We start from the raw sequence: 13,518 nt of genomic DNA, 5'->3' as shown, positions 1-13,518 counted from the left end.
TCCCAGTTTGAATGCGTTGGCGCGGAGCCTCCTGTTCCCACTTCGCGGCAACGTCGGTGTTTGGTTGATCCCCGATGCTATGATGCCCAGGGGAGTGACCACGTCCTCACATTGGTGAAGCTCTTCATTGCCTCGTGAACGCCTTCCTTGTAGCCAAGGCCGGAGTCCTTTATTCCGCCGAACGGCGACATCTCGATCCGGTAGCCCGGGACCTCCCAGATGTTCACCGTGCCGACTTCAAGTTCACTGACAAAGCGTGAGACATAATCGACCCGGTTGGTGCAGACGCCCGATGAAAGTCCGTATGCCGTCGAGTTGGAAATTCTTATGACCTCTGCGATATTGTCAGGGCAGCGGACGATCGGGATGACTGGCCCGAATGTTTCCTCGCGAACCAGTTCGCAATCATAGGGGACGTGATCGACAACTGTCGGGGCATAGAGCGCCCCGCGGCGCGGAGCCGTATGCAGTACCTCGGCACCGAAGCGCTGTGCATCTTCGACGCGGCGTTCGAACAGTTCGGCCGAGCGTTCATTGATAACGGTCCCGACATCCGTATCCGGATCAGCGGGATTGCCACATTTCAGTTTCTGAGCCTTTTCAACGACAAGTTTCGAAAACGCATCAGCAACACTGTCGACGACAAGAATGCGTTTGACTGCAGTGCACCGCTGTCCCGAATTCTTTGTGGCGCCCGTTACAGCCAGTTCCGCAGCCTTCTCGAGATCGGCATCCTCCATGACGATAAGGGGATCATTGCCGCCAAGCTCGAGAACGATGCGCTTGTAGCCTGCTGTCGCCGCAATATGTTTGCCGACGCGCACGGACCCGGTGAATGTCACAAGATCGGCATTCGGATCGGTGATCATGGCGTCACCCATCGTGGATGGATTGCCTGTGACCACCGACAGCATCTCGGGGGGCAGGCCAGCCTCATAAAGCACGTCCGCCAGAGCCAGCGCCGTCAGCGGCGTGAGTTCCGTGGGCTTCAGGACGACCCGGTTGTTGGTGGCGATTGCCGGGGCAATCTTGTGGCTCACCATGTTGAGGGGATGATTGAACGGCGTGATGGCGGAAATAACACCCAGAAGCGGCAGCCGTGTCGTATAGATCTTGCGCGACTTGCCGTTCGGCGAGATGTCACAGGAATAAATCTCGCCATCATCCTTGATTGTCAGCTGAGCCGCAAAGGACCAGACATCGAAGGCTCGCGTTGCTTCATAAAGGGAGTCCTTCCAGCACAGGCCGGATTCCGCCGTAATGAGCCGGGCAAAATCCTGTTGCCGGTCCCGCAGAAGTTCTGCCGTACGTTGCAAAATCGTCTGCCGCTCGTAACGCGTGAGTTTCGGTTTGAAGGCGTTCGCTTTTACAAAGGCTTCGCGGACATGTTCTGCCCGCGCGGCCGGCACAGTGCCGACGACGGAATTGTCGTAAGGGTTCAAAACCTCGATCTGGTCTTCTGTTTGTACGAGCTTGCCAGCGATGCGCATGGATTCGCGGCGAAATACAGGTTTGATGATTGCGTTCATGATTTATCTCACGAGGTTGAGCGCTATATCGAACGCATCAAAGTTACGAAGTTGCCGTCCCGCGGGAACTGCGATTTTCCGGTTCGAAATGACCGGGACCGTCTGTTCGGTCAGACCGCCATGGGAGCGCAACGGTTCGGTCAGGCCGGAAAGATCGTGACGCGAGGCCGTCGTGCCGAGCACTTTCTCGCGCGTTGACAGCACAACGACGTCGCCGATGCGGTCAGCCGGAAGTTCAAACCGTGCACAGGCTTCTTCGGCGGAAATGGCGACGTCGATTCCGGGTGTATTCTTCAGCAATTCAAGGATGCCGGGACACTTGTCTTCGTCTGCATAAACAGTGGCAAAGGAACCGAGCGCACCATGATGCGCCACATAAGGGTCAGTGATTGGGAGGATGACGCGCGTTGTTCCAGAGCCAAAACGTTGATCGAGAATATCCTGAAGATAAATGACGTCCGGTTCGCCGTTGGCGAGGTGTTTGTCGTTCATGCCATGGTCGGCTGTGATCAAGAGCGTGCAGCCTGCACGATCCAACGCGCCGACATAGCGGTCGAACATTTCGTAAAAGTCGTTCGCGACTTTCGAACCCGGAGCGGCCTTGTGCTGGATGTAGTCAGTGGTGGAAAGATACATGAGATCAGGTTTGAAGATCTCAAGGAGATCGACCCCGGCAGCGAATACGAACTCGGACAAATCGGCCGAGTAAACCTCTGGCAGCGGCTTACCGACAAAGGCGAGGACGTGCTCTATTCCGTTGTCCTGAAGATTGGCCTTGTCAGCCTTCTCCGAAGAAAACGCAATTGCTGTGCCCGAGGAAAAGTCGAGACCCTTGCCGAGAAGCGTGCGCAGCTTGTCTTTCGCAGTGACCATCGCAACCCGGAAGCCTGCCTTTTGGAACTCCGCCAGAATGGTTGGCGCGCGCAGGAACCGCGCATCATTCATCATGACTTCCTGATCCTGCTCGCGGTCGTAGAAATAGTTTCCGGCTATCCCATGAACGGCTGGTGGGCGGCCTGTGATAATCGACAAATTGTTAGGGTTGGTGAAGCTTGGAATGACGGAGAGTGCTGTGGTGCTGGTGCCCGTCTTCATGAGGCGGTCGAGGTGAGGAGCCAGTCCTTTCGCAATTGCCGCCTCGATATAACCCGGCTCCGATCCGTCGAGGCAAATGACGACAACGGGCTTGTCCGGCTTGCCGTATGTGCGCCCATTGACGATCACTTCGGAATTGATCTTGGAATACGTGTTCATGATGATGCTCCTTACGCAGCGGCGGCCAGAATGGCTTCGCGGCTGCCGATGAAATTGCGTCCCCGCTCGCCGAGGAGTGCGTCATTGATTGCTCCGATCCAGTTTTCCTGGGTAACGCCGTAGTCGGTCGCGGTCGTGGATACGCCAAGACCCGTCAGGAATTGTTCGAGCGCCAGTGCGCCCTTGCCGAGATCCTGTCCGAATATCCGCTGCAATGCGGCGTCGCATGCCGGATCATTGCCGATCACACTGCGGAAGATCGCCGGCAGGCTGAACGAACAGGCAATGCCATGTACCGTCCCGTGATGCAGTGTCAGGTAATAGGAGAGCGAATGAGCCAGAGCTGTTTTGGTGTTTGAAAACGCCAATCCGGCAAACAGGCTGGCGCGCGCCAACCGTTCGCGCAGCGTAATGTCATCGAGCCTATCCAACAGATGCGGCAGAACCGTCAATATCTCCTGCGCGGCAAAAACCGCATGGTTACTGGAAACCGGATTGGCATTGACATTCCAGATGCTTTCGAGCGCATGCGAGAGCGCGTCGAGACCCGTGCTCAGCGTGAGGGCGCGGGGTACGCCGACGCTGAGTTGCGGATCAAGGATGGCGTGTTGGGGATAGAGGTTGGGATGAGCAAGGGAGTATTTCTTCTTGTTTTCAGTATCCCATACGGTGGCCCAGCAGGTAACTTCGCTTCCGGTGCCGGATGTTGTCGGCACTGCGATGATGGGAAGATTGAGCAGGGTCTCGACGCCAGCGCGACCTTCAAGGAAGGCTTGAACGCGTTCGAAATCACCACCGGACGCTGCAAGCACTTTTGCCGTATCGATGACGGAACCGCCGCCTATGGCCACGATAACTTCGGGAGCAACGGTGCTGGTGCCGAATGATTTGCAAGCGAGGCGCAGACCATTGAAGCTGGGATTGGGCTCAACATCCCTGACAATGACCACGGGTGGTCCGGCTTCACGGGTTGCGCGGACGACCAGTTCGTCGAACATCGGATGATCGTTGTACGTCAGCAGGCAGTAGCTGCGGCCCTGCAGTTTCTGCCCGATGGAGGAGAACATTCCCTCGCCAAAACTGATATCGACCGGGTTCGCATATTTCCACGACATTGAACCATTCCTTGATAGTGGTTTTCGAAGGTTCAATAGAAAGATGCATCGGTCCATATGTCCAATTGATAGTTTCAACGGAACTCATTGAAAAATCCTATGGATAGGGGTAGGATATTCCTGGACCTGTTCCAATGGAGTGCTTACGCGAATGGCTGTTGTTTTCACCCACCTTCGGTCTTTTCATGCGGTTGCCCAGCATCATGGTTTTACCGCGGCCGCCAAAGCTATGAATGTCAGCCAGCCGACCGTGACATCACAGGTTAGAGAGCTGGAAGAACGCTACGGCGTTGAGCTGTTCCTGCGGCAGGGCCGCCGCGTCGAACTGACGGATTCAGGCAAGGCTCTTTTCGAGATAAGTTCAAGGATCATCAAACTGCACGAGGATGCAGAGGAGCTCCTATCAAGCAGCGGACAGCTCACGACAGGTCACCTTCGGATTGCTGCTGTGGGACCGTTTCATGCGACCGAGATGGTGTCCCGCTTTCTAGCGCGCTATCCCGCCATCAAGATAACGATGCTGCTGGGGAATTCGCATCAAAGTCTCACGCGGTTGCTGGACCTCGAAGCGGATGTGGCCATCGTCGCGCACATGGTGGATGACAACCGTATTTATTCGGTGCCGTTCAGCACGCATGAAGTGGTCGTGTTTGTAAACGAAGATCACCCCTGGCATGGCCGCGAAACAATAAGGATCAGGGAACTGGAGGATCAGCGCCTCATATTGCGTGAAACAGGGTCGACGACCCGCCGAGCTCTTGAAGAAGTTGCAGCTAAAGCCAATGTTATAATCGCACCGTTTCTCGAGATTGGCAGCCGGGAAGGGGTCTGGAAGGCGGTAGAACGTGGACTCGGCATCGGCGTCGTTGCGGACTTTGAGTTCGTGGCACATCCGCGGCTTTCCACGATCCGCATCAGTGATGCCAAGATTGCCACGGAATATCGCGTCGCCTGCCTTGCCGACAGGCAATACTCCCGTAAAATCGATGCATTTCTTGCCTCGGTGAAAGACAAGGATTGAAGCCATGAATACCGACCCGATTCTGCCATCCATTGTCGCCGTGCGCACCGCAATTCCTGATGACGCTTTCACAGCCACGACCTTGGGCACCCTGAGAGAGGGCAGCGGCGTGGTCATCAGGGAAGACGGGCTGGTGCTTACAATCGGCTATCTGATCACTGAAGCTGAAGAGGTGTGGTTGACTCGCCATGACGGGAAAGTCATTCCGGGTCACGCTCTTGCCTACGATCAAGAGTCTGGATTTGGTCTGGTGCAAGCGCTCGGACCACTTGACGTTGCCGCTGTGGACTTTGGTGATGCTGCGGAAGCCAAAGTAGGAGATCCCGTTTTGTTTGCCGACGGGATCGGCCAGACGGTGCATGCGCATATAGTCGCGAAACAGGAATTTGCTGGCTACTGGGAGTATGTCCTGAACGAAGCAATCTTTATTGCGCCTGCGCATCCTTCCTGGGGAGGGGCCGCCTTGCTCGATGCGGACGGCAAGCTCTTGGGCGTCGGTTCCCTTCGCCTGCAAATGGCAAGGGAGGGCCAAATCGCGGATGTCAATATGGTGGTGCCCATCAATCTGTTGCCGCCGATCCTTGATGATCTCCTGACGCGTGGACAGGTCAACAAACCTCCGCGACCCTGGCTTGGAGCTTTCTCCGGAGAGAGCAACGGCAAAGTTGTGGTTATGAGCGTTACCCAGGATGGTCCGGCAGCACAGGCTGGCTTGCGTCAGGGTGACATCATCTCGGAAATCCGGGGTTATCAGGTGGATGGATTGGCTGATTTCTACCGGAAGGTATGGACGAGCGGCCCCGCGGGAGCAGAAATCCCACTGAGAGTCCTGCGCAACGGACGTGAAGCTTGGCTGCGTATAAAATCAGCGGATCGCAACAACTTTCTCAAAAAGCCCCAATTGCAGTGAGGCAACGGCCTTCCCGGGTTTTCATGCGGCAACGCAAACGGGATCACGCATGTTCCACGAGATGGCCTGAACGCTTGTTGACGACTTTCCAGCCGGCAAAGCAATCAAGTACGCCGCAGGAAACGCATCTTGTTCCAACGTAGACCCACTGGATATTTCCGTCCGGATACAAGGAAAATGCGACGCCGATATTGGCATTTTCACTTTCACAAACGCTGCATCCCCAATGCTCCCGCTCAGCTTCGTTCCAATGTTCCCCGCTGTCACATATAAAATGTTCGGCAGAGCATTCCACGCAAATACGCTTCGCACTGCCCTCGCAACTGTCGGTGTCGAGCTTGAAGCGAATTGAAGAACAGTGACATCGAGCCAGACGAAATGTTGAGACTGGTGTTTCTTCGTCTGCGTAAGCCTTAAGATATGCTTCGATATCGGACGCGCTTGTCCCCACCCACCAAGTACCACCGGTGTCAATTGCCATAACAGATCCTCCCTGCTGATAGTATATCAAATCGCAGCACAGCAAGGAAGACTGTCGCAACTGCTTGAAATACTGCGTCAGCAGGAAATCTGAACAGTAAAAATCTTATAATAGATAAAGGTTTCCATCTGGCCGCTTCGACCATTCATTCCGCCAGATCAATCGTTGATTGGATATATCGAAGACAGAAAACCGGATATGACGTCTGGTTTTCTGTCAGAAACCTGGTCCGGCAATTAAATCTTTACGATCCGCTTGCCGCGATTTTCACCGGCGAGAAGGCCAATCAAGGCCGAAGGTGTGTTTTCCAGTCCTTCGATAATATCTTCTTCGACTTTCAGTTTGCCCGATGCAACCCAGGTTTGCAGATCGGCAAGGGCGCGATCGCGTTCCTTGAAATAATCCATGACGATAAAACCCTGCATCACGATGCGCTTGATCGTAAGCAATCCGGGAATGCCGCGCGGTCCTGGCGTCGGTGTGCCGTCATATTGTGAAACGGCGCCGCAGCAGGCAATGCGCCCGTGATTGTTCATCAGCGGCAGACACGCTTCGAGAATGTCACCGCCGACATTGTCAAAATAGACATCGATCCCGTCAGGAGCGGCAGCCCGCAATGCCTTGAAGAGATTGCCCGCCTTGTAATCAACGGCTTCGTCAAAGCCGAGATGCGATGTGAGCCACGCGCATTTGTCAGCCCCGCCCGCAATGCCGATGACGCGGCAACCCTTGATCTTGGCGATCTGGCCGACGAGGGTACCCACGGAACCGGCCGCCGCCGAAACGACGACAGTTTCGCCCGCCTTTGCCTTGCCCACATCAAGCAGACCGAAATAAGCAGTAAGACCGGCGACGCCATAGATGCTGAGCAGATGGGTGAGGGGCTCGATGCGCGGCATCTTGATAAGATGCTTCGCGGGCAGCACGGCAAAATCCTGCCAGCCCGTGTCGGCAAAGACCAGATCGCCGGGTGTAAAGCCGGGAGCTTTTGAGGTTACGACTTCGGCGATACCGCCGCCGGCCATGACGGAATTCGGTTCGACGGCAGCGCGGTAGGTAGCACCCTGCATCCATGCCCGGTTTGCGGCGTCAAGCGAGATATAATGCACGCGGACAAGAACCTCACCATCCCCGGGTTCGGCGATGGAGTTCTCGATCAGACCGAAATGGTTGTGCTGAAGTTTGCCGACCGGCTTTTCCAAGAGGATGATCTGGCGGTTGGTGTATGGGCTCACGGACTTTGCCTCCATAGATGATTTTCCCCGGCTGCCGGGCTTGGCGGCACGGGGTTTGTCGCGAGATTAATGTTGGCTATGGTATAAATCATATGATCAGTTCTAATGTCTGCCCATGAACAATTTTGATAACCGCCTCGATCTCAACCTGTTTCGCGTTCTCGATGCGATCCATGCCAATGGCAGCATTTCCGGCGCAGCGCGAGCCTTGCACCTGACGCAGCCCGCGATCAGTCATTCGCTCGCACGCTTGCGTGACATCTTCAATGATCCGCTGTTCGTGCGCCAAGGCAACCGCATGGTGGCGACGGAGCGGGTGCGTGTCATCATTGCCGATATCAGGCACAATCTGCAGGGGCTCTATGCGGCGGTGGAAACATCGTCAGCATTTTCTCCTGCCCGTCTCGTTGTGGATTTCAAGGTGGCCCTGCGCGATGTGCTGGAATCGGCAACCTTTTCGCCGCTGATGCGCCGTCTTGCCACGCAGGCGCCGGGCGTCTGCGTTGTCAGCCGCCGGGTGGCGCGTGAAGCGTTTGAAAAGGAGCTGGCATCTGGTGGGCTCGATCTGGCCATCGACCGCAAGATCAAGGTCGGCCCTCACATCCGCCAGAAGACATTGTTGCGCGAACCCAATGCGGTGGTCGTGCGCAAAGGTCATTCCCTCTCCGGCCGAAAGTTGACCCAGGCCGACTATGTGGCCGCCAAGCACGTGCTCGTCACCCATATCGAGGGCATGGAGCCTATTGATTATATCCTGGCGGAGCAGGGCCTTGGCCGTAACGTCGGCCTGCGTTGCCAGCATTTCTTCGCCGCGTGCAAGGTGATTGCCGAGACCGACTGGATTTTGACGATGCCCCGGACCTATGCGCTGGAACTATCCGACGTGCTTCCTCTCGATGTATTGGTCGCGCCGCTTGCCATTCCGCCGATCGATGTCGTCATGTATTGGCATGCGGTGCGGGACGATGATCAGGGACATCGCTGGATGCGTGACCTGTTTGCAGAGGTGATGACCCAATATGGTGGCGGCGGACCGCCATCGATTTCAGGTCATAAATACAACTCATAACTGATCATAAAGACATGTAATTTGTTTGATATGCCTGAAGCCGCTAGTCTTCTGCCACCAGAGGACAGGACAGCCACTTCATGGACTTTACGCCAAGCCCCAAAACCCAGGATTTCATCAAGCGTGTGAAGGTTTTCATGCGCACGCACATTCGACCGGTGGAGAAGCGCCATTGGGCGGATATTGCCGCTGCAGACCATGGCAGCGACTGGAAAGAATGGCGCATCTCTCCTGTCGTTGAAGAGTTGAAGGCCAAGGCGAGGGCCGAGGGGCTTTGGAACATGTTCCTGCCTGATGAAGCACTGGGCGCTGGTTTGTCGACGCTCGAATACGCGCTGGTCGCGGAAGAAACCGGCCGCAGTTTCATGGCGCCGGAAATTTTCAACTGCAATGCACCCGATACGGGCAACATGGAAGTGTTGTGGAAATATGGCTCCGAGCATCAGCAGCACCTTTGGCTGAAACCATTGCTGGCGGGCGAAATCCGCTCGGTGTTCAGCATGACCGAGCCGGATGTGGCAAGCAGCGATGCAACGAATATGGAGGCGACGGCGATTGTCGACGGAAATTCCATCGTCGTGAATGGCAAGAAGCACTGGTCGAGCGGGCTTGGCGATCCGCGGGCCAAGATCGCCATCGTCATGGCGCGCACGCCGGATGCGGAAAGAGGGCGTCATCATCAGCATTCGATGGTTCTTGTTCCGCTCGACAGTCCGGGCGTCGAAATCATTCGCATGCAATCGGTCTTCGGCGAATTTGATGAGCCGCACGGTCATGGTGAGGTGCATTACAACAATGTTCGGGTGCCGCTGACGAATGTGGTCAAAGCTCCGGGGGCGGGATTCGAGATTGCGCAGGGCCGTCTGGGACCGGGCCGCATTCACCATTGCATGCGCTGCATCGGCGCGGCGGAAGAAGCACTTGAGCTGACAATCGCGCGTGGAATGTCCCGCACGGCATTCGGCAAGCCCCTTCTCAACCTTGGCGGTAACCGCGAGCGTCTGGCCGAGGCCCGCATTGCCATCGATCAGGCGCGTCTCCTGACCCTGCATGCCGCATGGAAACTTGACACGCTGGGACCCATGGGCGCCATGGCTGACGTATCGGCGATCAAGGTTGTCGCGCCGCAGATGCTGCAGAAGGTTGTCGATGACGCGATTCAAATCCACGGTGGAACCGGTCTCTCACGGGATACGCCGCTGGCACAGTTTTTCATTCAGGCCCGTTCGCTCCGCCTTGCCGATGGTCCCGACGAGGTCCACAAAGGCGTTATTGCACGCATTGAACTGGCCAAGCACGGACACGCGAAGTGAATGACTGAATCCATGGGTATTGATCGCGCCGGCAAGGTGCGGGCGGGCGAGGAGCTTGATGCAGAGGCGGTCAGCCGCTGGCTGACGTTGCTTGGCGTGCCGGTTGAGGGTGCGCCCGAAGTCACACAGTTTTCCGGCGGGGCCTCCAACTGGACCTACCGGTTGCACTATCCGCAGCACGATCTGATCCTGCGCCGTCCGCCATCGGGCACCAAGGCAAAATCCGCTCACGATATGGGACGGGAATACAGGGTGCAGAAGGCACTGAAACCCTTTTATCCCGCTGTTCCCGCCATGGTGGGGCTATGCGAGGACGACACGCTGATCGGTGCGCAGTTTTACGTCATGCAGCGCATTGCCGGCATCATTCCGCGCCGCCGCTTGCCGCAGGGTATATCTCTTGGTGCTGCCGACACACGGCGCCTGTGCGAGAACATGCTGGACAAGCTGGTCGAGTTGCACGGGATCGATATAGCGGAAGCGGGGCTTGAGACGCTCGGCAAGGGCGCAGGTTATGTGCAGCGGCAGGTCACCGGTTGGTCCGACCGTTATGGCAAGGCGCGCACATGGAATACACCGACCTTCAAGCTGGTGCGTGACTGGCTTGCCGCGAACATCCCGGATGACGCGCGCACGTGCCTGATCCACAACGATTGGCGTTTCGACAACCTCGTCCTTGATCCCGAGGATCTGACCAGCATCATTGGTGTGCTCGACTGGGAAATGGCGACATCGGGTGATCCGCTGATGGATCTGGGCAGCATGCTGGCCTATTGGGTGGAATCCGGTGACGGCTATTTCATGAAAATGACGCAGCGTCAGCCGACAACCTTGCCGGGTATGATGAAACGCCGCGAAGTCATTGATTATTATCTGCAAAAGAGTGGTTTAAAAGTCAACAATTTCGCTTTCTACGAGGTGTTCGGTCTGTTCCGGCTCGCCGTCATCGCCCAGCAGATCTACTACCGCTATTATCACAGGCAGACCCGCAATCCGGCGTTCAAGAATATCTGGGTCATGGTCAACTATTTCGATTGGCGATGCTGGCGCATTATCCGTCAAAGTGGACAATAGGGGTACTGCATGGCGACCATACGCAAGACGATATTGATAACGGGCGCGAGCTCCGGCCTTGGCGAAGGCATGGCGCGCGAATTTGCTGCCATGGGTCGTGATCTGGCTCTGTGCGCGCGGCGAACCGAGCGGCTCGAAACCCTGAAGTCAGAGCTGGAAGCCAAACATCCCGGTATCCGGATCATCGTCAAGGCACTGGATGTGAACGATTACGCTGCCGTGTTCCGGGTGTTCCGCGAAGTACAGCAGGAATTCGGCACGGTCGACCGCATCATTGTCAATGCGGGTGTCGGGCAGGGCAAGCGCATCGGCACGGGGCACTTCGCCCAGAACGTTCAGACGGCGCAGACGAATTTTGTTGCCGCACTCGCCCAATGCGAAGCGGCGGTCGAGATTTTCCGCCAGCAGAATGCTGGACATCTCGTGACGATTTCGTCCATGAGCGCGGTGCGCGGTCTACCAAAACACTTGACAACCTACGCCGCAACCAAGGCCGGGCTGGCCTCGCTGTCGGAAGGCATCCGGGCGGAACTCATGGCAACGCCCATCAAGGTCAGCACGATTTTTCCAGGCTATATCCGTACCGAAATCAACGAGGGCGCACCGAAACTGCCGTTTGAAGTAGATGGACCGACCGGCTCGCGGCTTCTGGCGCGGGCCATCGAGCGCGAACCGGCAAAAGCCTCCGTTCCCTGGTGGCCCTGGGCACCGATGGGGCTTCTGATGCGCATTCTTCCGCTCAAAGCCGTTATTCGCCTCGCGTGAAGCAAAAAGGATTCTCAATGAAAAAGCGTATCTTTGTCACTGGCGGCGCCTCGGGCCTTGGCCGGGAAATTGCCGTGCGCTGGGCCCGCGAGGGCGCGCTCATCTGCATTGGCGATCTCAATGACGTACGCGGGCAGGAGACGCTTGATCTTATCAGGGCGGCTGGAGGCGAGGGCATCTATCGGCATTGCGATGTGACGAAGCTTGCGGATCTGCAAGCCGTTGCCGCGGAACTGCAACAGACATGGGGCGGCGTTGACGTGGTGTTCAACAATGCCGGTGTGGCGACGGCAGGGGCGCTTACCGGCGAAACCATTGAACAATGGCAATGGGTGCTCGACATCAATCTGCTGGGTGTCGTGCGCGGCTGTCAGGCATTTGCCCCGGTGTTCAAGGCGCAGGGCAAGGGCCATTTCGTCAATACGGCGTCGATGGCAGGTCTGGTGCATCCGCCAATGATGGGAAGCTATAACGCGGTGAAGGCTGCGGTGGTGGCGTTTTCCGAGACCTTGCGGGTGGAACTGGCGCCGAACAATATCGGTGTGACGGTGGTGTGCCCATCCTTCTTCCGCACCAACCTGACGGAATCCATGCGCAGCAACAGCCCCGCTGCCGCCCAGAAGATCGAACGGCTGTTTGAGAAGGCGCCGATCACCGCCGCCGAGATTGCCGAGCGCATTTATCGGGCTGTCGAGACAAACCAGTATCTTGTCCTGCCGCATTCCGGGGACAGGAAAGCCTACTGGTTCAAACGGCTGATGCCGGTAAACGCTTATCTGAATTTCATGACGAAGAAGACCCGCAGTTTCCACCGGTTGGGGCAGTCGGCCGCAAAATAATTCAAACTTTATCCGGCGTTGCGCCGGTCCGCGATTCCAGCCGGTAGCGATTGCCCGGATAGACCAGATGGACGAGTGAAACCACAGATCTGCCCGACCATGTGCGGCGGCGGATGGCAAGGCATGGCTCGGTGCGCAGGATATCAAGCAGCTTGCGCTCCTGTGCAGAGGGCATCGCGGCTTCAACCACATGTTCCGACCCGCTGAGCGGCGCAATCGCGCTGAGGTAGGCATTGGGCGTGAGGGCCGTGAAGTCCTGAGCGAGATAATCTGGAGCGGCTGCCGGATTGACGAAACGATCCTCGAGCTGGACCGGGATACCGTTTTCGCGGTGCACAATCACCGAGTGAAAGACAGTGGCTCCCGCTTGCAGGTCAAGAGCGTCCGCGACGGCGCAGGAGGTTTTCTCCCGTGCCAGGCGCACAATGGATGCGCTATGGATATGACCGCGCTCGACGATTTCATCGGCGATATTGCGCACTTCAAAAAGCGTTGAATGACCTTTGCGCGCCGCGACAAACGAACCGACGCCACGGATGCGCACAAGTTCGCCCTCGTTGGCGAGCTCACGCAATGCCCGGTTGGCGGTCATCTTGCTGACACCCCATCCAGCCACCAGTTCGTTCTCCGAGGGAACGCGGTGCTCAGGCGGCCATTCGCCGCTGTGGATGCGGTCAAGGATCATTTGCTTCACATTCGCATAAAGAGGCGCACCATAACGTGTGGCAGGTTGCTTCTTGAGCATGGCGTTGGTTATCAGGCCTTTCATTGCTCATTCCTTGTGCAGGATCAGATTCTGCCTCGCAGTGCGACTTTCCCTCTTGCGCGGCACCGGGGATGTCATAAGGTACCATATACAACTTGCGAAAAGACAAAAGCTCAAAAGCCACCGCAGCGTGGTATCGGGAACACA

Annotated in this window: 13 protein-coding genes; 7 read left to right on the top strand and 6 right to left on the bottom strand. The window is 56.9% G+C overall.

Annotated elements, in window-relative coordinates:
* Positions 1-77: 77 nt before the first annotated feature.
* Genes phnY through FHW16_RS00300 form a run of 3 tightly spaced genes read right to left on the bottom strand, consistent with a single transcriptional unit; the run spans position 78 to position 3,898 of the window.
* Entirely contained in the window at positions 78-1,532 is a 1,455-nt protein-coding gene (phnY, locus tag FHW16_RS00310) for a phosphonoacetaldehyde dehydrogenase (protein ID WP_432651998.1), read from the bottom strand.
* Complete coding sequence (gene phnA / locus FHW16_RS00305; RefSeq protein WP_182547192.1) at positions 1,533-2,783, bottom strand: phosphonoacetate hydrolase; 1,251 nt, start codon at positions 2,781-2,783, stop codon at positions 1,533-1,535.
* An 11-nt stretch (positions 2,784-2,794) separates the two neighbouring features.
* Entirely contained in the window at positions 2,795-3,898 is a 1,104-nt protein-coding gene (locus tag FHW16_RS00300; RefSeq protein WP_182547191.1) for a phosphonoacetaldehyde reductase, read from the bottom strand.
* Between the two features lie 151 nt (positions 3,899-4,049).
* Here FHW16_RS00300 and FHW16_RS00295 point away from each other — a divergent pair, with 151 nt between their 5' ends.
* Positions 4,050-4,919, top strand: a complete 870-nt coding sequence (locus tag FHW16_RS00295) for a LysR substrate-binding domain-containing protein (RefSeq protein ID WP_182547190.1) — start codon at positions 4,050-4,052, stop codon at positions 4,917-4,919.
* A 4-nt stretch (positions 4,920-4,923) separates the two neighbouring features.
* Positions 4,924-5,829 (top strand): S1C family serine protease, encoded by a 906-nt coding sequence (locus FHW16_RS00290; RefSeq protein WP_182547189.1) that lies wholly within the window; start codon positions 4,924-4,926, stop codon positions 5,827-5,829.
* A gap of 43 nt (positions 5,830-5,872) precedes the next feature.
* Here FHW16_RS00290 and FHW16_RS00285 read toward each other — a convergent pair whose 3' ends face one another.
* On the bottom strand, positions 5,873-6,310 hold the full coding sequence (locus FHW16_RS00285; protein WP_182547188.1) for a hypothetical protein: 438 nt from the start codon (positions 6,308-6,310) through the stop codon (positions 5,873-5,875).
* A 236-nt stretch (positions 6,311-6,546) separates the two neighbouring features.
* The gene (locus FHW16_RS00280; protein ID WP_182547187.1) at positions 6,547-7,545 is read right to left on the bottom strand and encodes a zinc-binding dehydrogenase; all 999 of its coding nucleotides are present in this window, start codon (positions 7,543-7,545) and stop codon (positions 6,547-6,549) included.
* A 115-nt stretch (positions 7,546-7,660) separates the two neighbouring features.
* Between FHW16_RS00280 and FHW16_RS00275 the strand changes: the two genes are divergently transcribed.
* The 5 genes from FHW16_RS00275 (at position 7,661) to FHW16_RS00255 (ending at position 12,605) form a co-directional block, all read left to right on the top strand.
* Positions 7,661-8,614 carry a LysR family transcriptional regulator gene (locus FHW16_RS00275; protein ID WP_182547186.1) on the top strand — a complete coding sequence of 318 codons (954 nt, stop codon included), beginning with the start codon at positions 7,661-7,663 and terminating at the stop codon, positions 8,612-8,614.
* An 80-nt stretch (positions 8,615-8,694) separates the two neighbouring features.
* On the top strand, positions 8,695-9,927 hold the full coding sequence (locus FHW16_RS00270) for an acyl-CoA dehydrogenase family protein (protein WP_182547185.1): 1,233 nt from the start codon (positions 8,695-8,697) through the stop codon (positions 9,925-9,927).
* Positions 9,928-11,001: a phosphotransferase family protein gene (locus tag FHW16_RS00265; protein WP_182547184.1), complete on the top strand. Its 1,074-nt coding sequence runs from the start codon at positions 9,928-9,930 to the stop codon at positions 10,999-11,001. It begins immediately after the preceding gene.
* Positions 11,002-11,010: 9 nt separating this feature from the next.
* Positions 11,011-11,766 carry an SDR family oxidoreductase gene (locus FHW16_RS00260; protein WP_210277996.1) on the top strand — a complete coding sequence of 252 codons (756 nt, stop codon included), beginning with the start codon at positions 11,011-11,013 and terminating at the stop codon, positions 11,764-11,766.
* 17 nt (positions 11,767-11,783) lie between these two features.
* Positions 11,784-12,605, top strand: a complete 822-nt coding sequence (locus tag FHW16_RS00255) for an SDR family oxidoreductase (RefSeq protein WP_182547183.1) — start codon at positions 11,784-11,786, stop codon at positions 12,603-12,605.
* Between the two features lies 1 nt (position 12,606).
* Here FHW16_RS00255 and hutC read toward each other — a convergent pair whose 3' ends face one another.
* Complete coding sequence (gene hutC / locus FHW16_RS00250) at positions 12,607-13,350, bottom strand: histidine utilization repressor (RefSeq protein WP_182548848.1); 744 nt, start codon at positions 13,348-13,350, stop codon at positions 12,607-12,609.
* Positions 13,351-13,518 lie beyond the last annotated feature (168 nt).

Source organism: Phyllobacterium myrsinacearum (genome assembly GCF_014138285.1).
Lineage (GTDB): Bacteria > Pseudomonadota > Alphaproteobacteria > Rhizobiales > Rhizobiaceae > Phyllobacterium > Phyllobacterium myrsinacearum_A.
Note: the sequence above shows the minus strand (reverse complement) of the source record. Positions and strands in the feature narration are given on the sequence as shown.